This is a genomic window from uncultured Desulfovibrio sp. (genome assembly GCF_944324505.1).
Taxonomy (GTDB): Bacteria; Desulfobacterota; Desulfovibrionia; order Desulfovibrionales; family Desulfovibrionaceae; genus Desulfovibrio.
Map to the genome: position 1 here is coordinate 53612 of NZ_CALUWO010000007.1, position 25929 is coordinate 79540.

The 25929-nt window shown below is 63.9% G+C and carries 24 protein-coding genes and 1 tRNA gene; 16 read left to right on the top strand and 9 right to left on the bottom strand.

What is annotated here, in order from left to right; genetic code table 11:
* Positions 1–239: 239 nt before the first annotated feature.
* The 3 genes from hisD to Q0J57_RS08255 all read left to right on the top strand — a co-directional run bounded on the left by hisD (position 240) and on the right by Q0J57_RS08255 (position 4782).
* Positions 240–1553 (top strand): histidinol dehydrogenase, encoded by a 1314-nt coding sequence (gene hisD, locus Q0J57_RS08245; protein ID WP_297219148.1) that lies wholly within the window; start codon positions 240–242, stop codon positions 1551–1553.
* 215 nt (positions 1554–1768) lie between these two features.
* Positions 1769–2788, top strand: a complete 1020-nt coding sequence (locus tag Q0J57_RS08250) for a TRAP transporter substrate-binding protein (RefSeq protein ID WP_297219150.1) — start codon at positions 1769–1771, stop codon at positions 2786–2788.
* 122 nt (positions 2789–2910) lie between these two features.
* Positions 2911–4782, top strand: a complete 1872-nt coding sequence (locus tag Q0J57_RS08255) for a TRAP transporter large permease subunit (protein ID WP_297219152.1) — start codon at positions 2911–2913, stop codon at positions 4780–4782.
* Positions 4783–4922: 140 nt separating this feature from the next.
* Here Q0J57_RS08255 and purN read toward each other — a convergent pair whose 3' ends face one another.
* Genes purN through Q0J57_RS08270 form a run of 3 tightly spaced genes read right to left on the bottom strand, consistent with a single transcriptional unit; the run spans position 4923 to position 8615 of the window.
* Positions 4923–5597 (bottom strand): phosphoribosylglycinamide formyltransferase, encoded by a 675-nt coding sequence (gene purN, locus Q0J57_RS08260; RefSeq protein WP_297219154.1) that lies wholly within the window; start codon positions 5595–5597, stop codon positions 4923–4925.
* A gap of 3 nt (positions 5598–5600) precedes the next feature.
* Entirely contained in the window at positions 5601–7112 is a 1512-nt protein-coding gene (gene cobA / locus Q0J57_RS08265; RefSeq protein ID WP_297219157.1) for a uroporphyrinogen-III C-methyltransferase, read from the bottom strand.
* Positions 7113–8615, bottom strand: a complete 1503-nt coding sequence (locus Q0J57_RS08270) for a leucyl aminopeptidase (protein ID WP_297219158.1) — start codon at positions 8613–8615, stop codon at positions 7113–7115.
* A 166-nt stretch (positions 8616–8781) separates the two neighbouring features.
* Here Q0J57_RS08270 and hemW point away from each other — a divergent pair, with 166 nt between their 5' ends.
* Positions 8782–9954, top strand: a complete 1173-nt coding sequence (gene hemW, locus Q0J57_RS08275; RefSeq protein ID WP_297219159.1) for a radical SAM family heme chaperone HemW — start codon at positions 8782–8784, stop codon at positions 9952–9954.
* 86 nt (positions 9955–10040) lie between these two features.
* Here hemW and Q0J57_RS08280 read toward each other — a convergent pair whose 3' ends face one another.
* From Q0J57_RS08280 to rplU, 5 genes are all read right to left on the bottom strand, one after another.
* A complete protein-coding gene (locus tag Q0J57_RS08280) occupies positions 10041–11333 on the bottom strand; it encodes an outer membrane protein transport protein (protein WP_297219161.1) in 1293 nt (430 codons plus the stop codon).
* 491 nt (positions 11334–11824) lie between these two features.
* Positions 11825–13027 carry a glutamate 5-kinase gene (proB, locus tag Q0J57_RS08285; RefSeq protein ID WP_297219163.1) on the bottom strand — a complete coding sequence of 401 codons (1203 nt, stop codon included), beginning with the start codon at positions 13025–13027 and terminating at the stop codon, positions 11825–11827.
* A gap of 90 nt (positions 13028–13117) precedes the next feature.
* Positions 13118–14218: a GTPase ObgE gene (obgE, locus tag Q0J57_RS08290; protein WP_297219165.1), complete on the bottom strand. Its 1101-nt coding sequence runs from the start codon at positions 14216–14218 to the stop codon at positions 13118–13120.
* 125 nt (positions 14219–14343) lie between these two features.
* The gene (rpmA, locus tag Q0J57_RS08295) at positions 14344–14616 is read right to left on the bottom strand and encodes a 50S ribosomal protein L27 (protein WP_297219167.1); all 273 of its coding nucleotides are present in this window, start codon (positions 14614–14616) and stop codon (positions 14344–14346) included.
* A gap of 32 nt (positions 14617–14648) precedes the next feature.
* Positions 14649–14957 (bottom strand): 50S ribosomal protein L21, encoded by a 309-nt coding sequence (rplU, locus tag Q0J57_RS08300; RefSeq protein ID WP_297219168.1) that lies wholly within the window; start codon positions 14955–14957, stop codon positions 14649–14651.
* Between the two features lie 173 nt (positions 14958–15130).
* On the opposite strand from rplU, the gene Q0J57_RS08305 reads away from it, so the two are divergent.
* The 6 genes from Q0J57_RS08305 (at position 15131) to Q0J57_RS08330 (ending at position 19519) form a co-directional block, all read left to right on the top strand.
* Complete coding sequence (locus Q0J57_RS08305; RefSeq protein ID WP_297219169.1) at positions 15131–16618, top strand: RsmD family RNA methyltransferase; 1488 nt, start codon at positions 15131–15133, stop codon at positions 16616–16618.
* 170 nt (positions 16619–16788) lie between these two features.
* Entirely contained in the window at positions 16789–17199 is a 411-nt protein-coding gene (locus Q0J57_RS08310) for an AtpZ/AtpI family protein (RefSeq protein ID WP_297219170.1), read from the top strand.
* Positions 17196–17675, top strand: coding sequence for a hypothetical protein (locus Q0J57_RS08315; RefSeq protein WP_297219172.1), 480 nt, complete (start codon positions 17196–17198; stop codon positions 17673–17675). The genes Q0J57_RS08310 and Q0J57_RS08315 overlap by 4 nt, the downstream gene beginning before the upstream one ends.
* An 80-nt stretch (positions 17676–17755) precedes the next feature.
* Complete coding sequence (gene atpB, locus Q0J57_RS08320; RefSeq protein WP_297219174.1) at positions 17756–18460, top strand: F0F1 ATP synthase subunit A; 705 nt, start codon at positions 17756–17758, stop codon at positions 18458–18460.
* A gap of 54 nt (positions 18461–18514) precedes the next feature.
* Positions 18515–18838, top strand: coding sequence for an ATP synthase F0 subunit C (gene atpE / locus Q0J57_RS08325; RefSeq protein WP_297219176.1), 324 nt, complete (start codon positions 18515–18517; stop codon positions 18836–18838).
* A 105-nt stretch (positions 18839–18943) separates the two neighbouring features.
* Positions 18944–19519, top strand: a complete 576-nt coding sequence (locus Q0J57_RS08330; protein WP_297219178.1) for a DUF2628 domain-containing protein — start codon at positions 18944–18946, stop codon at positions 19517–19519.
* A 143-nt stretch (positions 19520–19662) separates the two neighbouring features.
* Here Q0J57_RS08330 and Q0J57_RS08335 read toward each other — a convergent pair.
* Positions 19663–19738: transfer RNA gene (locus Q0J57_RS08335), tRNA-Phe, on the bottom strand.
* Positions 19739–19911: 173 nt separating this feature from the next.
* Here Q0J57_RS08335 and Q0J57_RS08340 point away from each other — a divergent pair.
* The 6 genes from Q0J57_RS08340 (at position 19912) to Q0J57_RS08365 (ending at position 25900) form a co-directional block, all read left to right on the top strand.
* Complete coding sequence (locus Q0J57_RS08340; RefSeq protein WP_297219180.1) at positions 19912–21291, top strand: chloride channel protein; 1380 nt, start codon at positions 19912–19914, stop codon at positions 21289–21291.
* Positions 21292–21390: 99 nt separating this feature from the next.
* The gene (locus Q0J57_RS08345) at positions 21391–22656 is read left to right on the top strand and encodes an AMP-binding protein (protein WP_297219182.1); all 1266 of its coding nucleotides are present in this window, start codon (positions 21391–21393) and stop codon (positions 22654–22656) included.
* Between the two features lie 84 nt (positions 22657–22740).
* Positions 22741–23118, top strand: coding sequence for a hypothetical protein (locus tag Q0J57_RS08350; protein WP_297219184.1), 378 nt, complete (start codon positions 22741–22743; stop codon positions 23116–23118).
* 64 nt (positions 23119–23182) lie between these two features.
* Positions 23183–23548: a hypothetical protein gene (locus tag Q0J57_RS08355; protein WP_297219186.1), complete on the top strand. Its 366-nt coding sequence runs from the start codon at positions 23183–23185 to the stop codon at positions 23546–23548.
* Between the two features lie 211 nt (positions 23549–23759).
* Positions 23760–25649 carry a YgiQ family radical SAM protein gene (locus Q0J57_RS08360; RefSeq protein ID WP_297219188.1) on the top strand — a complete coding sequence of 630 codons (1890 nt, stop codon included), beginning with the start codon at positions 23760–23762 and terminating at the stop codon, positions 25647–25649.
* A gap of 20 nt (positions 25650–25669) precedes the next feature.
* A complete protein-coding gene (locus Q0J57_RS08365; RefSeq protein WP_297219190.1) occupies positions 25670–25900 on the top strand; it encodes a SlyX family protein in 231 nt (76 codons plus the stop codon).
* Positions 25901–25929 lie beyond the last annotated feature (29 nt).

Below are 25929 nucleotides of genomic sequence, written 5' to 3' on the forward strand. Positions count from 1 at the left end.
TTTTGCAATCTTGTTGAAACATTTTCAACCGTCATATATCAGTGCTTTTTTATATCATTATAAAATAATTATAAAAAAATTTATTTGTCGAGGACTAAAAAATTTTTCTGAAAAAATTTCAGCCTATTTTCTGAACAGCGTGCAAAAAAGTACGAACATCCCATTGCCTTTTCGTGCAGATAATATTACCTCATGCGTAAGCACGTTCGTATCGCGCATAACCAAACGAAGGAGTTGTTATGTCTGTCGAATACCTCAAAAAAGCCACGAAAACCCCGGAAAGCAATACCGCAGCTGCCCAGCAGGTCGTCACCGAAATGCTGGCCAATATCCGCGAACGGGGCGAAGAGGCCGTCCGCGAATATGCCCTGAAGCTGGATAAGTGGTCCGGGGACATCATTATGAGCGAAGAGGCCATTGAAAAGGCCATCAAAGATGTCCCTGCCAGCGTGAAGCGCGACATCGAATTCGGCGCCAAGCAGGTACATGATTTTGCCGCTGCCCAGCGTGAATCCATCAAGGACTTCTCGGTCGAACTGTACCCCGGTGTCACTGCCGGTCAAATAGTCCTGCCCGTCAACGTGGTGGGCTGTTACGCGCCTGCCGGCCGCTATGCCCACATCGCTTCCGCCTACATGGGCGTAGCCACGGCCAAGGCTGCCGGCGTCAAGAATATCATTGCCTGCTCCTCTCCCTTCCGCGGGGGCGGCATGCATCCCTATCTGCTGTATGCCTTCAAAGTGGCCGGCGCTGATACCATCATGACCCTGGGCGGCGTACAGGCCATTGCCTCCATGGCCTATGGTCTCTTTACCGGCAAGGAAGCCGACGTCGTGGTTGGCCCCGGCAACAAGTTCGTGGCCGAAGCCAAGCGCACCCTGTTCGGCAAGGTGGGCATTGACGTTTTTGCCGGTCCTTCCGAAATTGCCGTCATTGCCGACGAAACGGCCGACCCCGAAATCGTGGCTTATGACCTCGTGGGCCAGGGCGAACACGGCGTGGAATCCCCCGTGTGGCTCATCACCACCAGCCGTGAACTGGCCGAAAAGGTCATGAAGCGCGTGCCTGAACTCATTGAAAAGCTGCCTCCTCTGGCCAAGGAAGCTGCCAGCAACGGCTGGCGTGACTATGGCGAAGTCATCCTCTGCTCCACCCGTGAAGAAGTCGTGGCCAAGTCCGACGAATACGCACCCGAACATCTCGAAGTGCAGGCCACCGACCGCAAGTGGTGGCTCAAGAATCTGACCTGCTATGGCTCCCTCTTCCTGGGCGAGGAAACCACCGTGGCCTTCGGCGACAAGTGCAGCGGCCCCAACCATGTGCTGCCCACCAAGCGTGCGGCCAAGTACTCCGGCGGCCTGTCCGTGCACAAGTTCCTGAAGACACTGACCTGGCAGGAAATGACCCGCGACGCTGCTGTCCATATCGGAGGCGTGGCCGCCCGCATCTCGCGTCTGGAAGGCATGGAAGCGCATGCCCGCACCGGCGATGTGCGCCTGGCCAAGTATGCTCCCGGTCAAACCTTTGATCTGGGCGAACCTGTCAAGGAGTAGTTCTCCTGCCTTTCCATCCCCTGATGCGGGATATGGAATACCGCTTTGAAGAGCTGCCCATTGATTTCTTGAAATCGCGGGCAGCTCTTGGTGGATAAAATGGCAAGTACCGGCCTGCTTTCAGGGCAAAGGCAACCAGCCGTAGGTCCTGTTCGAAAAAGGTGGGCCACCTTAGGAATACCAGCTATCCCGAGGGAACCCTCAAGGAGGCAACAATGAAACTTTCCCTGAACATCTGCATCACCTGCATGGCAGCCGCACTGCTGGTCTTTGCTGGCCCGGCCCAGTCCGCCGAACAGTACAACGGCAAAAAAATCACCCTGCGACTGGCCAGCCCCAGCCCTACGGGCAGCAATATGGTGCGCGGCTACGAAAAATTTGTAGAACTGGTCAAGGAAAAATCCAATGGCAAGGTCCGGGTCAAGCTCTTTGCCAATGCCCTTCTGGGCAGCGACCGGGCCACCATGGAAGCCGTGCAGCGCGGCACGCTTGACATGGCTTCCTGCTCCTCCCCCAATATGGCGAGCTTTGCCCGCGAATACATGGTGTTTGACCTGCCCTACGTCACCTCTCCGGCCCATCAGAAGCAGCTCTATGCCGCTCTGGACTCCGGCGAACTGGGCAAGCGTTTTGACGCCGTGGCCTCCGGCATCGGCCTGAAAACCATTATGTACAGCGAATATGGCTACCGCAACTTCGCTTCCACCAAAAAGCCCCTCAATTCTCTCGAGGATCTGAAAGGCCTCAAGGTCCGCACCACGGACTCTCCCATCGAAGTAGCCGTGGCCTCCGCTCTGGGGATGCAGCCTTCGCCCATTGCCTGGGGTGAAACCTATACTGCCCTGCAGCAGGGCACTGTGGATGGCGAGGGCAATAACTGGGAGCACATGGTCAACGCCAAGCATATCGAAGTGCTCAAATATGCTGTGGATTCCCAGCATAACTACAGTATGCACATCCTCATGATGAACAAGAAGATTTTTGATAGTCTTCCTGCTCCCGTGCAGGATATCCTGATGGAAGCCGGACGTGAAGCACTGCAGTGGCAGCGCGAGATCACGATCGAGCATGAAGCCCGCGCCGAAAAGGCCATGCTGGATGCCGGCATGGTCATTCATCGCCTGAGCGATGAAGAACGCGAAGCCTTCAAGCAGGCCACCCGCAAGGTCTGGGACCAGTTTGCCAACGAACTGGATAAGGACCTCCTGCAACTTGTGCTTGATACCCAGAAGTAGTCTCCTGAGGGCGGAGGCATGCGGCCTCCGCCCTTTTCCATTTCTTTTCCTCTATTTAGATTATTGCATTACAGACAGTTAGGACGAAAAAACTTTTCGCCTCCTTCAACGAGGAATGCTTAATGACAACTCCCCACGATGAACTCCCCCAGACACAAAGAAGCTTTTGGCAGCGTCTTGACGAGGACCTGGAAAAACCAATTCTTATTATTGGTCTATTGGGTGCCATCCTTCTGATTTCCTTCCAGAGCCTTGGACGCTACATCCTGTCCAAGTTCATGCCCGACGTCAGCGTACCTGTGTGGACGGAAGAGCTGGCAAGATTCCTGTTCATCTGGGCCTCCTACATGGCCATTCCCCTGACTATTCGTCTGCGCAACAATATCCGCGTTGACATCATCTACGATAAACTTCCACCCAAACTTCAGGGAATGACATGGATCATTGTTGATCTAGCTTTTCTATCCCTGGCAGCAGTGGTTTTCTATACGAGCACAGGCTATGTAGAAATGCAGATAGAGTTTGAGCAGTATTCTCCAGCCTTGCGTATCCCATACTACATACCGTATCTCGTACTTCCTTTGGCATTTGGCCTCATGATGCTGCGCCTGATACAGGATATTATACGCCAGGTCAAAGAAAGCGGCCTGCTCTACACGCTGCTTGGTGTACTTATCTTTGTGCTGGTGAGCATTCCCATCTTCTATGCAGAGGATGTAAGCGTTGTCTCGCTGCTGTTCGGTTATTTTATTGTTTTCCTGATTCTTGGCGTTCCCATTGCCATTTGCCTTGGCCTGGCAGCCCTTGCCACCATTCTCTGCGCAGAAACCCTGCCTGTGGACTATGTTGCCCAAATTCCCTTTACCTCCATTGACAGCATGCCCATCATGGCTATTCCCTTCTTCATCGCTGCGGGGGTCTTCATGGGCGCAGGGGGGCTTTCCAAGCGCCTGCTTGCTCTGGCCGACTACCTGCTGGGAAGCCTGCCGGGCGGGATTGCCCTGGGCAGCATCGGCGCCAGCATGTTCTTTGCAGCCATCAGTGGTTCTGGCCCGGCCACTGTGGCCGCCATCGGTATGCTGACCATTCCGGCCATGGTGGAACGCGGCTATGACAAGCTCTTTGCCGGGGCCATTGTGGCTGCTGCCGGGGCCATCGGCGTCATGATTCCCCCCAGCAATCCCTTTGTGGTCTACGGCGTAGTCGCGCAGGCCTCCATCGGCAAACTCTTCCTGGGGGGGATTATTCCCGGTATTCTGACCGGGCTTGCACTCATGGGTTTCACCTATTTTTATGCCAAGAAACGTGGCTGGATGGGAGAAAAACAGGAAAGAAGCCCCCGACTGCTTCTAAAGAGCTTCTGGGATGCCAAATGGGCATTGCTTGTCCCTGTCATCGTTCTGGGTGGCATCTATGGCGGCGTCTGTACCCCCACCGAAGCAGCCGCCATCGCTGCGCTGTATGGCATCATTGCCGGGGTTTTCATCTACAAGGAACTGAATCTGCGGTCCTTCCTGACCAGTGTGGTGGAAGCGGCCTCATCCTCGGCTGCCATCATCATTCTTATTGCCATGGCCACGCTGTTCGGCAACATCATGGCAATTGAAGATGTGCCCAGCAGCATCGCCGAATTCATTCTCGGCATTACCAATCAGAAAATGCTCGTCCTGCTGATGATCAACATTTTCCTGCTCTTTGTAGGAACCTTCATGGAAGCTCTGGCAGCCATCGTCATTCTGACTCCCGTACTGCTGCCCGTGGTCACCCAACTGGGTGTCGACCCCGTTCATTTCGGCATCATCATGGTGGTAAACCTGGCCATTGGCTTCGTTACGCCGCCTGTGGGGGTTAACCTCTTCGTCTCCAGCGGCATTGCCAAGGCCAAGATTGCCGACCTTTCCGTGGCAGCCCTGCCCATGCTGCTGCTGATGATTGGTGTGCTCTTTCTCATCACCTACATCCCGGCACTGCCCATGTGCCTGATTCCCGACTAATCGTCGACTCGGGGAAGCCGGCCAGACTGCCACCGGTCTGGCCACAGGCTTTTCTCCCACAGACAGGACAAAACAACGAGGGAGAAACCGTACGGTTTCTCCCTCGTTACTATTCATCTGCCGCAGCGCTCCGGCAGGGACTAGAAGCCTTCCTCCAGCGGAGGCCACACCAGCCACTGCCCGTCAGGCTTCTGCCGGGGTCTGTCCGAAGGCGCTAGGTAGACCTGCCGGCCTGTCACGGTAATGCGCTCTTCGGCCAGCCATTGCAGGGCCTGCGGATAGATACGGTGCTCCATGATGTGAATGCGCTGCATGAGGCTGTCCTCGTCCTCACCGGCATTGACCGGCACAGCCGCCTGGATGATGACCGGGCCGCTGTCCACGGCCTCTTCCACAAAGTGCACCGTGCATCCGCTCAGCTTGACGCCATAGGCCAGGGCGTCCGCCCCGCCATGTACGCCGGGAAAGCTGGGCAGCAGGGCCGGATGGATATTGATGACGCGCCCGGCAAAGGCAGACAGGAATTCCTGCGAGAGCAGGCGCATATAGCCGGCCAGCACCACCAGTTCCGCCCCGCTTTCGCGGATGCGAGACACCATCTCACGGTCAAAGCTCACCCTGTCGGGAAAGGTGGTGTGATCCAGCTCGCAGGTGGGTATGCCCGCCGCCCGCGCCCGGGCAAAGACGCCGGCGCCGGGCCGGTTACCCGCAATGAGGCGGATATCCACATCCAGCAGGCCCGCACGGGCCTTGTCGATGAAGGCCTGGGCATTGGTGCCGTTGCCCGAGGCCAGAATGGCGATCTTCAGGGGCATGCGTTACCTCGCAAAAGCGTCCGCCACTGCCGCCACCAGAGCCGGAATGGTGTATTCCGCAGGCATGATGTGGCAGGGCAGGCCGTGGGATTCCAGCGTTCTGGCCGTCACCGGCCCAATGGCCGCCAGTCGCACACCGGGATGCGCCAGCAGCGTTTCCGCCGGAATGAGCGACAGGAAGTTTTCCACCGTGGAGGAGGAACCGAAGGTCACACAGTCCAGGGTGCCGTTCGCCATGCGCTCCAGCACCTCGTCCTTGCGGGCGGCGGCGGGCACGGTCTCGTAGGCGCTGATGACCTCCACCACGGCACCGGCCTTGCGCAGCTCGTCGGGCAGTACCTCGCGGGCCTTGGCCGCACGGGGCAGCAGCATGCGCACGCCGGCCACATTGCCGCGCGCCAGCATGCCCTCCACCACGCCTTCGGCCACGTAGCGTTCCGGAATGAAGTCGGGGCGGATGCCCCGCGCTTCCAGAGCCGCGGCCGTGGCCGGTCCGATGGCCGCCACCTTGCAGTGCCCCAGGGCGCGGCTGTCCTTGCCGGCCTGTTCCAGGCGGTTCCAGAACCAGCGCACCCCGTTGACCGAGGTGAAGATGACCCAGCCGTACTCTTCCAGACGGGCAATGGCCGCATCCAGCTCGGCATAGTCAGGCAGCGGACGGATTTCAATGGTGGGGCACTGGATGACCTCCGCGCCCAGCTCGGCAAGCTGCGCTGCCAGCCCGCTGGCCTGTTCGCGCGCGCGGGTCACCACCACGCTGCGCCCGTAGAGCGGCCGCTTTTCAAACCAGCCCAGGCTGTCGTGCAGGGAGCAGACCTTGCCCACCACAATGACCGAGGGATTGGTGAAATGAGCCGCTTCGGCAGCCTGCGGCAGCCCGGCCAGCGTGGACACCAGGCTGCGCTGCCTGGTGGTGGTGCCGCGATAGATCAGCCCTGCCGGGGTCTGGGGGTCCATGCCGGCGGCCAGCAGATTGCGCACGATATCGGGCAGGTTCTTCATGCCCATGACAAAGACCAGGGTGGAGGCGCTGGCGGCCAGGGCCTTCCAGTTGTGCACGGAGCCGGGCTTGTCGGGATTTTCATGCCCCGTGATGATGGTGACGGAGCTGGCAAAGTTGCGGTGCGTCAGCGGAATGCCCGCATAGGCCGGCGCGGCAATGGTGCTGCTGATGCCCGGCACTTCCTCAAAGGGCACGCCGGCGGCCAGCAGCTCCTCGGCTTCTTCCCCGCCACGGCCGAAGATGTAGGGGTCTCCGCCCTTGAGACGGGCCACCACCTTGCCTTCGCGGGCCTTGTCCACCAGCAGGCGGTTGATCTCGTTCTGGGGCAGGGCGTGATTGCCCGCCACCTTGCCCACATAGATGAGTTCCGCATCCTTGCGGGCATGCCCCAGCAGGGCATCATTGGCCAGCGCGTCGTACACCACCACGTCGGCGGCGGCAAGGCAGTCCCGCCCCTTGAGGGTGATGAGGCCCGGATCTCCCGGACCGGCACCGATCAGATAGACTTTCATTTATACACCTCCCCGCGCCAGCTCAAGCAGCGTGCGCGCACCAAAGCCCGTGGCGCCGCAGACGCCCAGCGGCTGCACGCTGTCGGCCCAGTCCACGCCGGCAATATCCAGATGCGCCCAGCGCACGCCGTCGCTCACAAAATGTTTAAGGAACAGGGCCGCATGAATGGCGCCGCCTTCGCGCGGACCCATGTGGCAGATATCCGCCACCTGACTCTTGAGGTTCTTTTCGTAGCCCTTCCAGAGGGGCAGACGCCAGAAGTGTTCCCCCCCCACCTGGCCGGCGGCCAGGATGCGCTCCACCAGAGCATCATCATCGCTGAACAGGCCGGCAACTTCCGTGCCCAGGGCCACGGCGCAGGCGCCGGTCAGGGTGGCAATATCCACCACTGCGGCGGGCGTCCACATCTTCTGCGCATAGCTCAGGGCATCGCAGAGCACCAGCCGGCCCTCGGCATCGGTATTCTGAATTTCCACCGTATCGCCGGAAGCGGCCCGCACCACGTCCCCGGGGCGGCAGGCTCCGCCGTCGGGCATGTTTTCGGCGCAGGCCAGCAGGCCCACCACACGGCGCGGCACATCTTCCTCGGCCAGTGCCGTAAGCACGGCCAGCACGGTGGCGGCGCCGGTCATGTCGCATTTCATGGTGTGCATCTTGGCGCCGGGCTTGAGGCAGATGCCCCCGGTGTCAAAGGTGATGCCCTTGCCCACCAGCACCAGCGGCTTGTCCTGCTCGTGTCCTTCGGGTGCATATTCCAGCACCACCAGACGCGGCGGGCGGGCCGATCCCCTGCCCACGGCCAGCAGGGCGCCCATCTCTTCGGCGCGCAGTGCCTCTTCATCCAGCACGGTGCAGCGCAGGCCCTGCTGATGGGCAATGCGGCTGGCCCGTTCGGCCAGGTCCTGGGGGGCCAGCATGTTGGGCGGCGTATTGGCCAGGTCCCGTGCCAGCATGACCGCCTGCGCCGCGCGCTCCCCACGGCGGGCCGCCGCGTGAGCCGCATCGGGCACATACTCGCCCTCAAAGGCCAGGGTCAGCCATTGCGGATCCACGGGGGCTTCGGGGTCTTCCTTCTTGAGGTCCCGGAAATCATAGAGGGCCAGCAGCGCGGCATAGGCGGCCTCTTCCACCAGGCGTTCCCGGCCGCCGGGCAGCCGGGCCAGCAGCGCTTCAGGCAGCAGCAGGCTGGCGTATCCGTGATCGCGGCAGAAGCGCACGGCCCCGGCCAGGGCCTCGCGCAGCACGGCGGGGGTCATGTCCTCCCGTCTGCCCAGGCCCACGGCCAGCACCCGCGGGATATTCTGCTGGGGATGGCCGTGCATGAGGGCCAGCTCGCTGGTCTTGCCGTGAAAATCACGCGCGGCGGGCGCAATGGCCAGCCACGGCGCAGCCTTGTCCAGCGCGGGGCTGGCTTCGTGCAGAACCTCGTCCCGGCAGACCGGCGCCAGCAGAATGTCGGCTTTCCAGTGTTCGGGACCAAGGCATTGAAAACGCAGTTCCATAGGTGTTCTCCGTACAGTGCGGATTGTCTTTCGAGGAAAGGGAATATACGCTGTGTGACGCCGTTTGCCAAGCCGCGCACCACCGCGCACGACCCACAGACGGCGCGCCTGTCCCGCATTGCCGCGCCCGTTTCCGGGCAGGCTACGTCCTCTCGGCGGAGATGCCATGCTTGTCTATATCCACGTTCCCTTCTGCCGCACCAAATGCCGCTACTGCGCCTTCCATTCCCGTCCCCTGGGGGCAGGAACCCTGCCCGCCGCCACCGCGGACGTGCGCCGGTACTGGGACCTGCTCTTCCGCGAACTGGCCCTCTGGGCCGAACGCCTGCCCGGCACCCCCGTGGAGAGCGTCTTTTTTGGCGGGGGCACGCCCAGCCTGCTGCCGCCGTCATGGCTCCAGGAGGTGCTGGACGCGCTGCGGCACAACTTTGCCCTGGCCCCCGGGGCGGAAATCAGCATGGAGGCCAATCCCGAATCCCTGCCCGACGCCCGCGTGGCGCAGGCCTATCTGCAGGCAGGCATCAATCGCCTTTCCCTGGGCCTGCAAGCCCTGGACGATACCCAGCTGCGCCGCCTGGGACGGCCGCACAGCGCGGCGGACGGCCTGCGGGCCATGGCAGCCGCCCGTGAGGCCGGCTGCCGCAATCTGAGCGTGGACCTCATGTGGGCCTTGCCCGGCCAGCATGCCGCACAATGGCGGCAGACCCTGACAACGATCTGCCGGCTGCACCCTGACCATGTCTCGGCCTATGGCCTGACCCGTGAGGAAGGCACACCCCTGGATGCCGATTGTGCCTGCGGCCGCCTGCACCTGCCCCCTGACGAGGAACAGGACCGCATGTTCCACGAAGGCGCGGACCTGCTGGAAGCGCACGGCCTTTACCAGTACGAAATTTCCAATTTTGCCCGCCCGGGCCGGGAATGCCGGCACAATCAGGGCTACTGGGAAGGGGCGGACTATCTGGGCATGGGGCCGGCGGCCACCTCCACCCTGCGGGGCCGGCGCTGGACCCAGCCGGCGGACCTCAATGCCTGGGCCGCCCGCCTTGCGGCCCGCACACCGGATGCGGATGCCGAAGGGCTTTCCCCGGCCATCCGTCTGCGGGAAACCCTCATGCTGCGCCTGCGCACCACCCGCGGTCTGCCCCTGGCCCTGTATACGTCCCTCACGGGACGCCACCTGACGCAGGACATGCCCGACCTGCTGTCGGCCCTTCAGCAGGCAGGTCTGGCCACCCTGACACCGGACCACCTGCGCCTGACCCGGGACGGCATGCTGGTATCCAATGCCATTCTGGCCCGCTTTTTTGCGGAAACGGATGGTCTGGCCCTGCCCTGAACTGCTGGTACGCAAAAATGACGACGGCGGCCCCGAAGGGCCGCCGCCAGAATCTCTCCGCACAGCGTGCGCCGGCACGCCTGCCTCTAGAAGGTATAGCTGATGCTGCCGGAATAGATATTGGCCGAGGTGCTGGAACTGTGACCGCCCATAATGCCTGTCGAGCTGTCAATACCTGAAGCCCGGGTCTGGTCGTAGTCGACATTGTTGACCCAGAGATGCGCATAGGCCAGGTCCAGTTTCCAGTTGCCCCAGGTGAAGCCCAGGCCCACACTGGCGCCGGTACGCCCGTAGGACGGCACCATGAATTCGGCGTAGCTCTCGTTGGTCACCGGCGTCTCGTACCAGATGCCGGCACGCAGGGCCAGCCAGTCCAGCGGCTCGTATTCCACGCTGGCATTGAAGTTCCAGCCATCGCGCCAGTTCTTGATGCTCTTGGCGTCGTAGCCGGATTCAAAAGAGATGTCCAGGGAATCAAAGGTGGACCAGCGCGTCCACACCGTGCCCACTTCAAAGCTCAGATTGTCCAGCGGCTTGTAGCTCAGGCCCAGCGCAAAGGAATCGGGCATGATCACCGTGCTGCTGGCGCCGCAATCCACGGCATGCGGCACCTGGTTCCTTTCCGCCAGAAAATTCATGCCATGGGTGGCAAAATCGGCTTCGCCGTTGATGTTCAGGGCCACCTGGCTCTTGTAGGCAAGCCCCAGCGACACCGTGTCACTCAGGCGGAAATGCGCGGCCACATGCGCGCCCACGCCCCAGCCCGTGCCGGCAATGTCCAGCTTGTTGTCATCACCCTTTTGAGGGATAAAGCCCCCACCCAGTGTCAACGTCGGAATCTGCTGCCCCATGCCGAAGGAGGCATACATGATGTCCAGACCGGCAGCCAGCGACAGGACATCATTGACCTTAAAAGCCACCGTGGGCACAAAGGAAACGGTCTGGAAATTGACATCCGTGAGATTGTACCTGCCCACCCAGTTGCCGGCAAATTCATTGCCCAGACCGAAGCGGGAAAATACGCCCAGGCCCAGCCAGAAGCGGTCATTGAGCTGGTGGGTCACATAGGCATGCGGCGCGGGCCAGACATTGGGCTTGGTGGTGGTATCCTTGGAATAGCCGCCCGCATGTTCCGTGGAGATGGTGCCCATGGGCGCAATGACGGCAAAGCCGGCCATGATCTGTGTTCCGGGCAGCTGGGTGATGCCGGCGGCATTGTAGGCCAGGGCAGACGGATCATCGGCCCGGCCCACCAGACCCCCAGCCAGGGAGAGGCCGCGAGAACTCCACTCGGTCAGGCCAAAACCTTCCGCCCAGACCGGGGCCACGGCAACAGCCCACAGGGCACAGCTCAACAGAACAAGGCGCAGCGCTTTCACGATTCCTCCAGGGATATGAATACCACAATGCCCGGCAGGAATGGCGGGCACACGCAAAGCATAAAATCGAATCATTCTAGCTTAATAGGAGAGAAAAGGCAAGGCGAAGCGGCAACGAACAATATGGCACGCGCTTCCGCCAGAGTGGAAAAAATGCTCTGCGCCCAGGTTCCTGGGGCAGGACCTGCCCCAGATCATGCCTGCCGAAGCCGCAAAGGCGCTGTTCAGGCAGTCCGTGCCCCGGCAGAGACATTGCCGCAGGCGGAACATGGCCGTGCCCTGAAAAAAAAATGCGGTAGGCTCTCCCGGCAGCACGACCCGTGCCGGAAACGGGGCACACCACACGGAGGTGCCCCGTTCCGCAGCGTCTTTGCAGCAAACGGCATCCTTGCCGGGCCTGGGCACTCCTGCCGGACGCACGCGCCATGCCCATGCCCGGCAGGTCCGATACCAAAGGGCCGGCTACCGGCACAGTGCACGGAGGCACCAGCCTAGACGGCAGCATCCAGCAGCATATTGTCCCGGTGAATGACTTCGGGATAATGGGCATCGCCCAGAATGGCCGCCACCTCGATGCGCTTGAGGCCCATGATCCTGCGCAGGTCTGCCGCGCTGTAGTTGCTCAGGCCCACGCCCAGGCTCCGGCTGTCTTCCGCGCACGCAATGCGCACCAGCGCGCCCTGCTGAAAATTGCCCTCCACCTGACGGATACCGCCGGGCAGCAGGCTGCTGCCGCGATGCTCCAGGGCGGCCGCGGCCCCGGCATCCACCAGCAGCGTCCCCGCCGGATCGGACTGATAGGCCAGCCAGAACTTGCGGCGGGAAATGGCATGATCACCGGGACGGACCCAGGTGCCCGCCTCTTCGCCACGGAAGGCCCGCGTGATGATATCAGGCTGGCGGCCCGGCAGAATCAGGGTGGGCACACCCAGCTGGGCCGCCCGGCGGGCCGCCGTGAGCTTGGAATACATCCCCCCCGTCCCCACGCTGGTCTTGCCGCCGCACAGACGGCCCAGATCAAGGGAAGCCACGTCTTCCACGCAGGACAGCACGCCCGCACCGGGGTCCTCGTCGGGATTGCCTGACAGCACGCCGGGCGCGGACGTGAGATTGATGAAAAGATCGGCCCCGGTCAGGTTCACCAGCAGACTGGACAGACAGTCATTGTCCCCGAATTTCAGCTCCGCCACGGACACGGTGTCATTTTCATTGACAATGGGCAGCACATCCCATTGCAACAGCTCGGCAAAGGTATTGCGCGCATTGAGAAAGCGCTGCCGCGCGCGCAGGTCGTCGCGGGTGAGCAGCACCTGGGCCGTGGGCAGACCGTGCGGAGCAAAGGCCCTGTCCCAGGCGCGCATGAGCTGCCCCTGCCCCACGGCAGCCGCAGCCTGACGGGCCGCCAGGCCCACCACCTCAAAATGCCGTCCGTGCCGGGCCAGCGTGGCGCGCCCCGCCGCAACGGCGGCCGAGGAGACCAGAATGAGCCGGCGGGCCGGGCCGTCGGCCGGCACCTCGTCCATTCCCAGACCGGCGCGCAGGGCCGCCATCTGCGCGGCGATGTTTTCCAGCACGGGGGTGCACAGGCCCTCCCGGTCCGTCAGCACGGCGCTGCCGATCTTGATGATGATAAGACGGGCCTGCGCCAGGGCCTGCCGCTTTTCCACGTGCCAGTCTTGGGGGCGGGTCTTCATACGTCCTCCCGGCGGACCGTGCATGCCCACGGCCCGCGGCTGCGGTTACGCCCTCTGCCGCACACCCCGAAGGGGTGCGCCGGCTCTGCCCTATTCGCGGGTATAGATGACCTCGATGTCCTCGAAGTCCTCGTCGTCCTCTTCCACGGCATCATGGAAGCGGTGCAAGGGTTCGTGCGTCTCCATGCTGTCGCGCATGCGCCACATTTCGGCCACCAGCGGCTCAAGGCCCACCTGGTCACGGGCGGAGATAAAGAATATCTGCCGGCCATCAGCCGCCGCCCGTGCCCGGAGTTCTTCCAGACGCTCGGGCGACACCAGATCGATCTTGTTGACCACCTCAATCTGGGGGCGCGCCCCCAGCTCCTGGCTGAAGCGGCGCAGTTCCTCGTTGATGAGGTTGAAACCGGCCCAGGGATCGTCATCGTCCACATCCTCGATGCTCAGGATGTGCACCAGAAAACGGGTGCGCTCCACATGCCGGAGAAAGCGATGACCAAGGCCCTGCCCCTCGTGCGCCCCCTCGATGAGGCCCGGAATGTCCGCAATGACCATGCGCCGGTCGGGATCATATTCGTCAATCATGACGCCCAGATTGGGCGTCAGCGTGGTGAAGGGATAGGCGGCAATCCTGGGCCGCGCCGCCGATACCCGGGAAATGAAGGTGGACTTGCCGGCATTGGGCAGACCCAGCAAGCCGGCATCGGCCAGAATCTTGAGTTCCAGGCGCAGGTCCAGCACCTCGCCCGGCTCGCCCGGCTGGGCAAAGCGCGGGGCACGCATGGTGGAGGACTTGAAGTGCTCGTTGCCCTTGCCGCCGCGTCCACCCCGGGCGGCCAGCACTTCCTGGCCCGGTTCGCTGAGGTCGGCCAGCAGGTATTCGCCGTCTTCACCCATGGCATAGACCAGGGTTCCCACCGGCAGATTGAGCACCAGGTCTTCGCCCTTGCGGCCATCGCACTGGCTGCCCATGCCGGGCTGCCCGTTGCGGGCCTCGTACAGACGCTTGAGGCGAAAATCGTACAGGGAGAGCAGGCGCGGGTCGGCCCGCAGGATGACGGATCCGCCCGTCCCGCCGTCGCCGCCGTCCGGTCCGCCGCGCGGCACAAACTTTTCCCGCCGGAACGACACGCAGCCGTGCCCGCCCTTGCCGGCGCGCACCTGAATTCTGGCTTCATCTACAAATCGCATACTGGCTCCGGGCCGCCGGCATCCCGGCGGCAAAAGACCGGGCGCGCACCGGGCGCGCCCAACAACAAAGGGGGAAGAAGCCGTGCGGCCCCTTCCCCCCAAAAATCTGTCCGACCGCTGCAGACCTAGCCGACAGCGGGCACTTCCACGTGCACACGGGTCATTTCGCGGCGCTTGCGGGTATACTTTTCGTAGCGCACCACGCCGTCAACCTTGGCAAACAGGGTGTAGTCCCTGCCCATGCCCACGTTTTCACCGGGGTAAATACGGGTACCCAGCTGGCGCACCAGGATGTTGCCCGCCAGCACCTGCTGACCGCCGAAACGCTTCACGCCGCGTCTTTGGCCCGCACTGTCGCGGCCGTTACGCGAAGAACCGCCTGCTTTCTTATGAGCCATGATAAACTCCTTGCTTACGCGCCGTGGCGCGACTAGCCGTTAATGCTCTTGACGCGGATGGTGGTGTAGTCCTGGCGATGACCGCGCAGCTTGCGCGAGTCATTGCGGCGCCAGCGCTTGAAGACCATGACCTTGGCGCCACGGCTCTGTTCCACCACTTCGGCGGTCACCGCGGCATTGGCCACGTAGGGGGCGCCCACCTTGCAGTCGGCACCGCCGATCATCAGCACCTTGTCCAGCGTAATTTCACTGCCGGCCTTGGCGGCCAGCTTTTCCACAACGATTTTGGAACCTTCTTCCACGCGGTACTGCTTACCGCCGGTTTCCACAATAGCGTACATGTCGACCTCCGAAAAGAGAAAGGCTTTTTTGCCTCATGAATATCAAAATGTCAACCGAATTATGCGGTTTTCCCATTTTGTCGCCGTGGCGGCTCTTACCATGCTTTCGGGCGCATGGCAAGCCCGCAGCGGCCGGCCCTTGCGGGACAGCCGGCGAATCCGTACAAGAAGGCATGACCTACCCCCTGCTTGATCTGGACATCCTTGCCCCCAGTCCCGACGGACGCGGTGTGGCCCGTACCCCCGAGGGGGTCGTCTTCGTGCGTGACGCCCTGCCCGGACAGCGGGTGCGCGCCCGCCTGCTGCAACGCCGTGCCCGCTTTGCCGAGGCCCAGAGCGAGACCGTGCTGACCCCGGCGCCGGGGCAGCTGCCCCCCCTCTGTCCGCATCAGTCCCGCTGCGGCGGCTGCCCCTGGCAATGCCTGCCGGCGGAAGCGCAGCACCACTGGAAAACACGCCTGCTGACGGATGCCATGCAGCGCATCGGCGGCTTTGCCCGGCTGCCGCTGGAAACGCTGCGGGCCGCTACGGCCCGCACGGGCTTTCGCAACAAGATGGAATTTGCCTTTGGCCCCGCAGATGACGGGGGGCTGGCCCTGGGGCTGCGGCGGCGCGGCACGCTGGAGGTCATGGACGTGCCGGGCTGTGTCCTCCTGCCGCCGGAGGCCATGGCCATGGTGGATACCGCCCGCCGCCTGGCGCTGGACGCCCGGCAGAACGACCCCGGCCTGACGGCCTACGTACCCCCCCGGCACAGCCGCCAGCATCGGCCCCCGGCCCGGAACCGGCGGGAACAGCCGGGTTTCTGGCGCTTTCTCACCCTGCGCAGCGGCTTTCTGCCGGACACGGACCTCACGGCAGCCGCGGCCCTCTCCACACCGCAACAGCTGCGCTACTGGGCCGTGTGCCTGACCAGCCCCGGCAATGCCGCCCGGCGGGCTGCCGTGCGTCGCCTGGGGGAAGCCCTGCTGGATGCCCACCCGCTGCTGACCGCCTTTGTGCACGAGGAACGCCAGCAGACCGATGCCCTGGTCCAGGGCGAACGGCGCGTGCTGGTGCTGGACCGCCACGGCGCACCCCAGGCCCACCTGCTGCGTCTGCCCCTGCACGGGCAGTGGTTCACCCTGGATGCGGCCTCCTTCTTTCAGGTCAATACGGTGGCGGCCCAGCAGCTGGCCGCCCTGTCCACCGCCATGCTCACAGCGCCGGGCCTGCCGGAAGAGAACGGGAACCTGCTGGACCTCTACTGCGGGGCCGGCGCGCCCGGCCTGCTGGCCGGGCGGCACTTCCGCCATACTCTGGGCATGGAATACGACCCCCGCGCCGTGGCCCTGGCCCGTCGCAATGCCGCCGCCCTGGGCGTACAGGGCAGCTGGCAATCCGGGGATGCGGCCCGCCTGCTGCGCAAGATGGATGCCGGGCCGGGCCATTTTGCCGCCGCCCTGGCAGATCCGCCCCGTGCCGGCATGGATGCGGATGTGCTGGAACGCCTGCTTGCCCTGCGCCCGCAGCGCCTGGTCTACGTGTCCTGCAATCCGGCCACCCTTGCCCGCGATGCGGCCCGCCTGGCCACGGCCTATGCGCTGACGCGCCTGGTGCCCGTAGACCTCTTTCCGCACACCCCGCATCTGGAAAGCGTGAGCCTGTGGGAGCGCCCGTAACGGGCCTCATGGCCCGCGTACGGGAGAAAAAGACCGCCTGCGGGCCTCTTCGGCGCGCCCTGGCCGGCCTTGCATTGACGCCGCAGGCCATCCCTGATAAAGTTCACGCGGTTACAGGCAGGTTGCGCGCAGCGTTTTGCCGCCCGCAGACGTGCCCGGCCGGGAGCGCCATGTCCCTCAAGGAAATTTTTCGTCAGCAGCAGCGCGGCGTGGAACTCATGGGCAACGTGGGTGTCATCGGCCTGCACATGGTCAGCGGCCCGCTGGTGGGCTTTGCCATCGGCTACGGTCTGGACTACTGGCTGGAAACGGGGCCGTGGCTCAAGCTGATCTTTCTGCTCATCGGCATCGGGGCGGGCTTTCTCAATGTGTATACGGACAGCCGCCGCCTGCTGCGCAAGATGGATGACGAGGCCGCCCGCAGCCGGGCTGCCCGACAGGGACAGGAAGCGCCCGCCCATACCGTCCACACCGCGGAAGCCGCGCACCGGCCCCCGGCAGACGGCATGACGGCGCCGGCCGGACCAGACTCGCCGGCTGCGCAGGCCGCACCGCCTGAGCGGCGGGAGCCTGGGGCATGAGCGGAGGACCGCTGCACCATCTGGACAGCTGGCTGTGGCGCCGCGGCATCTGCCATCCGCTGCTGCTGCCCCTGCTGCGCAATGAACTTTGCGGGCTGGCGCTTCTGCTGCTGCCGGGCATGGTGTTGCTGGCCGCGGGCTGGAGTCCGCTTTTCTGGGCAGCCGTGGGCTTTGGCCTCATGACGGCCATTCTCTGGGAGCTGACGCGCTTTTTTCTGCGCCGGTCCCTGCGGGCTGCGGGCATGGGGCTGCTGCCCCTCATCCTGCTGCGCTGGGGGCTGCGCCTGGGGCTGGTGGCCCTGCTGCTCTATGCGGCACTGGTGCACTGGCGGGCATCGCCCCTGGCCCTGACCGCCGGCCTGGCCCTGGCCCAGCTGGTGGCCCTGACAAGTTATGCACGCGCCTACCGGCGCGCCGGAAGGATCCCTTCCCGCCCTGCGCAGGAAGACCGGACCGCCCCGGCGGTCAAAGAGTAAGGACAGCCGCACGCCCTGCGTGCGACCTGAAAAAAACGGCAGGGACCGTCCCCGGTCCCCCATAATGAGGAGGCTCCGCCATGGCTGGAGGATTGCCGCATCCGGTACTGCTTTCCACCTTTCTGAACATGGACGAGGTGGTCATCAACGGTCAGGTCATCGAGTTCAAGCACGTCTTCTTTTCCTGGCTCTGCATGGCCATTCTGTTTGTTCTGGCCTACATCGTGCGCCGCCGCCTCACCCTGGTGCCCGGCCAGATGCAGAATGTCTTCGAGGCCGTGGTGGACACCATCGAGACCTTTGTCTGCACCACCATGGGCGAGGCGGGCCGCAAGTTCGTGCCCCTGCTGGCGGGCATCTTCATCTACATCTTTGCCATGAATCTCATGGGCCTGGTGCCCGGCCTGGACGCGCCCACGGCCAACCTCAACACCACCGTGTGCATGGCCCTCTTCGTGCTGGTCATCTACAATGCCGTGGGTCTCATGAAGTGGAAGGCCCACTATATCTACCACTTCACCGGGCCGTCCAAGTATCTCATTCCGCTCATGTTTCCGCTGGAAGTGGTTTCGCATCTCTCCCGCCCCGTCTCTCTGTCTCTCCGTCTTTTCGGCAATATCCGGGGCGAGGAAATCGTCATGATCCTCTTCTTTGTCATGGCGCCCATTCTGGGCACCATCCCGATCTATGCCCTCTTCCTGCTGGGCAAGACCATGCAGGCCTTCGTCTTCTTCATGCTGACGATGACCTACATCAAGGGCGCTCTGGAAGCTCCCGAACACTAGGTGGGGAATGGTCGCGCGCGACCCAATCATACAAACGCACAAGGAGTTTCTCTCATGCGCAAACTGCTTCTCGTTGTTCTGAACACCGCGGCCCTGCTGGGCATGGCCAGCATGGCCTTTGCCGCCAATCAGCTTGACGCCGCCGCCCTGGGCTACACCTGCCTTGCTGCCGCTCTGGGCATCGGCATCGCCGCCTTCGGCTGCGGCATCGGCATGGGCCTGGGCCTCAAGGGCGCCTGCGAAGGCATTGCCCGCAATCCCGATGCCAGCGGCAAGGTGACCGGTACCATGATTCTGGCCTTCGCCTTCATCGAATCCCTGGCCATTTACGCCCTGGTCATCAGCTTCATCCTGCTCTACGCCAATCCCTACGTGTAGCCGGCAGCTTCTCGGTTTTCAGCAGGGGAGCCTTTTGCGGCTCCCCTTTTTTTATGGCGCTTCCGGCGATGTCGCTGCCGGTTGCCGCCCTATCCCGGAAAAATCATGGCCACCACCATCTACATGCAGCATGCCCGGACGGGGCGCATCCGCCGGGGCTTCACCGGCTTCAGCTGGACCGTGCTCTTTTTCGGCCCCTTGCCCATGCTCTGGCGGCGGGACTGGCTGCCCGGTCTGAGCTTTCTGCTGCTGTACTGCCTGTTCCGGCGCTGCCTGCCCTGGCTGGACAGCCTGCCGCCCCTGCCGTTCTGGCTGCCTCTGCTGACCAACGTGCTGCTGGCCCTGTGCTATAACCGGGCCTATACCCTGAACCTGCTGCGGCAGGGCTATTTCTTCTGCGAGACAGCAGACCGAAACCGCCTGGCTGCCCTGGCGCTGGGCCTTGAACCAGCCCAATGCTGCCCGCCGTGGGGCAGCGGCATGCCGTCCCTGCCCCGGGACAGGACCCTCCCCGCGATTCTGATCCTTGGCATGCTGGCCCTGCTCGTCTCCCTGCTGGCAGCGGCCCTGTACCATACACCGGCTCCCCGGCCCCTGCCGCCCGTGCCACGCCACAGCCCCCTGCCGCCGGTGCAGCCCATACACCTGCCGCTCCCCAGCTCCCCGGCCTGTCCCGTCTAGGCGTGCCCGCTTTGCCTGCCGCTGCCGCAGGCAATTCCGCAAAAAAAAAAACGCCCGTTCCCGGCGAACGGACGTAACCTGCCGGACAAGGCACAACAGGGCACAAAAAAGGGCCTGTGCAAAACACAGGCCCGGACTTTCGGTGGTGCCGAGGGACAGAATTGAACTGCCGACACGGGGATTTTCAGTCCCCTGCTCTACCAACTGAGCTACCTCGGCCCATGCGACACATGATCGCGGCAGAAGTATGTCTATGCTTTTCCGCAGCGCTTGGCAAGCATTTTTTTGTCTTTTTTTGCAAGCAGCTTGAATTGCCGGCACATTGCGGCCATACTTGGGGTGCCCCACGGGGGGGAATAACGCCTTTTTTCCTGCAATGTTCACGAGTTGGCATGAATTATAAAAAATTTATCCCGGCCTCCCTGCGCGAGGCCCAGACCATGGACGCCCTGGGTGCCGGCACGCTCTGCCTCCAGGCGCTGCTCACCGGCCTGGTGTCAGGGGCCGTCATCGGCCTGTTCCGCTGGCTGTATGATACCCTCCGCCAGAGCACAGTGGCCTGGCTGCACCTGGCGGCCGGACATACGGCCCTTTCCTGGCTGGCCGTGGCTGCCGGCCTGTGCCTGCTGGCGGCTCTGGCCTACCTTCTGCTGCGGCATGAGCCGCTCATCAGCGGCAGCGGCATTCCCCAGGTGGAACTCATGGCTTCCGGCCAGCTGCCGCCCATGCGCTGGCACCGCGTGCTCTGGACCAAATTTGTGGCCACGCTGGCCGCGCTCACAGCCGGTCTTTCCGTAGGGCGCGAGGGGCCGTGCATCCAGATGGGGGCCTGCGTGGGCGCAGGCGTGGGCAGCCTGTGGCATGCCCCGGATGACCTGCGGTCCCGCTTTCTCATCGGCGGCAGTGTGGCCGGCCTTACCGCGGCCTTTGGCGCTCCCCTGGCGGGCATGCTCTTTGCCTTTGAGGAAATGCGCTCGCGCCTGGCCGCGCCCCTGCTGCTCTTTACGGCCCTGTCCGCCCTCGGCGCCTGGGCCGCCCTGCAACTCTTCGGCTTCGGTCTGGTCTTTCCCTTTGCCCGCTGGAGCAATCTGGACTTCCGGCTCTACTGGATCGTGCTGCTCATGGGCCTGCTGTGCGGCCTGCTGGGCCTGTTCTACAATACGGTCCTCGTGCGCCTTACCCTCTGGGAAGACAGTCTGCACCGGCTGCCGGCCTGGCTGCGGGCCGCCATCCCCTTTGCCGTCAGCGGCCTGCTGCTCTGGCAATGGCCCGACCTGGTGGGCGGGGTGGGCATTGACACGCTGGACCTGGCCTCGCCCCAGCTGCTGGCCGGCGGTCTGACGCTGCTGCTGCCCCTGCTGCTGGGCAAAATCTTCTATTCGGGCATCAGCTTTGCCTCGGGCATTGCCGGGGGCCTGCTCATGCCCATGCTGCTCACCGGTAGTCTGGCCGGAGCCTGCGTGGCCGCGCCCCTGCTCCAGGCGGGCATCATCCTGCCCGATCAGGTCCCCGTGCTGCTGGTGCTGGGCATGGGCAGCCTGTTTGCCGCCACGGTGCGCGCCCCGCTTACCGGCGCCGCCCTGGTCATGGAAATGGCCGGCTGCTTCTCGGCGGCTCCGGCTGTCATTCCGGCCGCCCTGCTGGCCGCCCTGCTGGCCTCGCGCCTGGGCGGCATGCCGGTCTATGACAGCCTCAAGCTGCGCATCCTGCGGCGTCAGGCCGCTGCCACGAGCACTTCCTCCGCAGAACGTGTCATGAAAAATGCCAAGTAACCAATTGAAATAATTTGTTTTTTAAAAAAGTTCTTGCAAAGATGCGCACAATTGGCTAACAAAAAAGACTTCAAACAAATTTCGTGACAAGGTGATGCCATGACCCGCAAAGACCGCACCGAGGGTATTTATAGCCGCCGCGAAGTCCTGGATGAAAGCGAACGCCGCCAGTATTGCCTCATCCAGCTCAAGGATCTGCTCTCCTATGCCTACCGGTATTCGGAGGATGTCAAGAAGCGCTTTGACCGTGCTCAGTTCAATGTGGAGAAGTTCAAGACGCTGTCCGACATCAAGCACATCCCCATTCTCAAAAAGAAGGAACTCATCTTTCTGCAATCCATGGGACCGCGCCTGGGGGGCCTGCTGACCAAGGACATCGGCGACCTCAAGCGCATTTTTCTTTCCCCCGGTCCCATTTTTGACCCGGAAGACCGCGCCGAGGATTACTGGGGCTATACCGAAGCCTTCTATTCCGTGGGCTTTCGCCCCGGCGATGCGGTGCAGAATACCTTCAACTACCAGCTGACGCCGGCGGGCCTCATGTTTGAGGAACCCCTGCGCAACCTGGGCTGCGCCGTCATCCCGGCCGGTCCGTCCGATGCCACCACCCAGCTGGACATCATGCAGAAGCTGCGCGTCTGCGGCTATGTGGGCACGCCCAGCTTTCTCATGCACCTGGCCCAGAAGGCCGAGGAAAAGGGCCTCAACCTGCGCAAGGACCTCTTTCTGGAAGTGGCCTTTGTCACCGGCGAGCGTCTGTCCGAAAAGATGCGCTCGCAGATGGAAAAGAAGTACGACCTGCTCATGCGCCAGGGCTACGGCACGGCTGACGTGGGCTGCATCGGCTACGAATGCTTCCACAAGACCGGCCTGCACATTGCCAACCGCTGCTATGTGGAAATCTGCCATCCTGACACGGGCATCCCGCTGAAGGACGGCGAAGTGGGCGAAATCGTGGTCACGGCCTTCAACAAGACCTATCCGCTCATCCGTCTGGCCACGGGGGACCTGTCCTATATCGATCGCAGCCCCTGCGCCTGCGGCCGCACCAGCCCGCGCCTGGGCAGCATCGTGGGCCGCGTGGACACCACGGCGCGCATCATGGGCATGTTTGTCTATCCGCATCAGGTGGAACAGGTCATGAGCCGCTTCGAGGAAGTGAAGCGCTGGCAGATCGAGGTCACCAACCCCGGCGGCATTGACGAAATGACCCTCTTCATCGAGACCAGCGGCTTCAAGCGCGAAGAGGAGCTGCTCCACCAGTTCCGCGAAAAGATCAAGCTGCGCCCCGAACTGAAGATTCTGGCGCCGGGCAGTCTGCCGCCGCAGATCCGCCCCATCGAAGACAAGCGCCACTGGGACTAGCCCCGCCGCCACGGCCCGGCTGTCCGCCACGGACCTTCCGGCGGGGGACAGGTGAAAATCCCCCGCCCGCACAGGGAGAATGCCATGTCATGCCCCCAGATTGCCGCCCTCAGGGCGGCCCTGGTTCAGTGCCATCACGATGTCATGCAGGCCGAGGCCGAAGCCCTGGCCTGCCTGCAAAAGGGCGACCTGCCCGGCCACGCCGACGGCATGCACCGCAAGGCGCAGCTGCTGGCAGACCTCAAGAACCGCACGGCCCCCCTGCTGGCGGCGCTGCCGGACAGCGTGCCCGCCCAGGAGCGGGAACGCCTGCGCCACCGCCTGCACTGCTTTTCCGCCAGCGCCACCAATGCGCTGCGCCTGGATTCGCTCTTCTACATGTCGGCCCTGCTCTATCCCGAAGATCACCAGCCTGGTCAGCCCGATGACCTGCTGACCTTCATCCACAGTCTTGACGGCTAGCCCGTCCGTCCGCCACCGCCGGCCCCGGCCGGCACGCACGGTTCATGACCGAGAAGGAGTTCCCATGCGTCTGTCCTTTGTTGCCAGCCTGTCCCTTGCCGCCCTGCTGGGCCTCTGCGCAGCCGGCACCGCCGCTGCCATGCCGGGCATGGAAGCCGCTCAGGAAAAATTTGCCAAAATGGATGCGGACAAGGACGGCAAGCTGTCCGAAGCCGAATTCTTTGCCGCCTATCCCAAGATGCAGAAAGCCGCCTTTGCCGCCATCGATACGGACAAGGACGGCTTCATCAGCGACAAGGAGTGGAACGGCTTCCTGCTGGACCATGCCCGCGGCCGGGCCGCCATGCCTGCTGACAAGGGCATGCCGGGCAGCATGCCGCCGGCCCCTGCCTCCGGCGAAGTGCCTCTGGTCATGCCTCCCGCCAAATAGGCGCAGCCCCTCCGCCAGCATGCCCAGCACCCCCTTTCCACCAGCGTCACGACGGGCCGCTCCCGCGCGGGAATCCGCAGGCACGGCCCCTGCTTCACGCGCCGTCTCTTCCGGCGGGACGGGACGCCGCGCCTCCCGCCAGGCGGCGCCCGCCGTATCCCGCACGGCCCCGCGGGCTGCGCATTTCCCGCCACAGCCCGAATACCTGCCCATGAGCCGCCGGGAAATGGACGCCCTGGGCTGGAAGGAGCTGGATGTCCTGCTGGTGAACGGGGACGCCTACGTGGACCATTATGCCATGGGCTGCGTCCTGCTGGGGCGCTGGCTGCTGGCCCACGGCTACCGCGTGGGCCTTGTGTGTCAGCCGCGCTGGGATACGGAAGAGGACCTGCTGGTCATGGGCCGGCCGCGTCTTTTTGCCGGCGTAAGCGCCGGCGCGCTGGATTCGCTGCTGGCCCACTACACGGCCTTTCGCAAAAAACGCCATGACGATGCCTATACCCCCGGCGGCAAGGCCGGGGCGCGCCCCAACCGGGCCTGCATCGTCTACGCCAATCTGGTGCGCCGGGCCTTTCCGGGACTGCCCGTGATCCTGGGCGGCATCGAAGCCTCCCTGCGCCGGGTAAGCCATTACGACTTCTGGACCGACAAGCTGCGCCATTCCCTGCTCATGGATGCCAAGGCAGACCTGCTCATCTACGGCATGGGGGAACGGGCCATGCTGGAATGCGCCCGGCGCCTGGAAAAGCGGCAGGACATCCGGGGGGTGGACGGGACGGCCTGGATGGACAGCCTGGACGAAAACGGGCAGCCCGCGCACCTGCCCCCGGAGCTTCAGGGCCAGCCCTGCATGCTGCTGCCCAGTCACGAGCAGCTGCTGGAACGCCCGGCCGAACTGCTGCGCCAGACCCGCCTGCTGGAACAGCAGGTGCATCGCCTGGATGCCTGGGCCTTCGAGCCTGACGGCAGCCGGGCCGTGGTGCTGGCCAGACCGGCGCCCCCCCTGAGCACGGAGGAAATGGACGCCCTTTACAGCCTGCCCTTCACGCGCAGGGCGCATCCCTCCTACCGCGCGCCCATACCAGCCGAAGAAATGCTGCGCACCAGCATCACCAGTCATCGCGGCTGCGGCGGGGGCTGTTCCTTCTGCTCCCTGGCCCTGCACCAGGGGCGCCGCATCTCCTCCCGCTCGCGGGAATCCATTCTGGCCGAAGCCGCCCGCCTGGCCGAAGACTTTCCCTCCCGGCGCGGCGGCGTGGCCATTTCCGATGTGGGCGGCCCCACGGCCAATATGTGGAACGCCCACTGCGCCCTGGATGCCGAGCGCAACGACACCGGCCATGCCCCGCGCTGCCGGCGCAGCAGCTGCTGCTATCCCACGGTCTGCCGCGCCTTCATCACGCCACAGCAGCAGCATGTGGACCTGCTGCGCGCCGTGGCGGCCCTGCCCGGCGTGCGCCAGGTGCGCGTAGCCAGCGGCGTGCGTGCCGACCTGGCCCTGCGCGATGCCGCCGCGCTGGCCGCCTATACGGGCGAATTCACGGGCGGACAGCTCAAGGTGGCGCCCGAACACTGCGTGCCGGCCGTGCTGGACCTCATGCGCAAACCGCCGCTGGAAACCTTTGAAGCCTTTCTGGAAAGCTTCATGCGCCAGAGCCGCCTGCTGGGACGGGAACAGTACGTGGTACCCTATCTCATGAGCGCCTTTCCCGGCTGCACGGACGAGGACATGCGCGTGCTGGCCCGCTGGCTGGCGCAACGGCACTGGAGTCCGCAGCAGACGCAATGCTTCATTCCCACGCCCGGCAGCCTGGCCACGGCCATGTTCTATGCTGGCTGCGACGAAACCGGCGAACCGCTCTATGTGGCGCGCAGCGATGCGGAGCGCCTGCGCCAGCACCGCATCCTCATGCCCCATTTCGGTCGTCCCGGCACGGGCAGCGACGAGACCACGCCTTCCCCCAGACCTCGCCGTCGTGCTGCGGATACTGACGACATGCCCCCGCCCCGCCGTCCTGCCCGCCGGTCGGCCGCCCGAACCGACGACAGCCCTGCCGCCCCGGCGGACTGGCGTCCCCCGCGCCGCCGCTACGGACGCTGAAACCGTTCAGGAGAAAACGCATGTGCCATGATGCACGGCTCATCCGGCTGGAAGAACAGGCCGTTTTTCAGGAACGCCGCCTGGAGGCCCTCAACGAGGCCCTGATCCGGCAACAGCGCCAGCTGGATGAGATGGAACGCCAGCTGGGCGACATGCGCCGCCTGCTGCGCCTCATGTGGCAGCGCATGGATCAGGAAGGCGACGCCCCCGAAAACAGCCTGCCGCCCCACTACATGCCCGAACGCTATTGACCGCCCCCCCGCTTCCGCGGCAGCGCCGC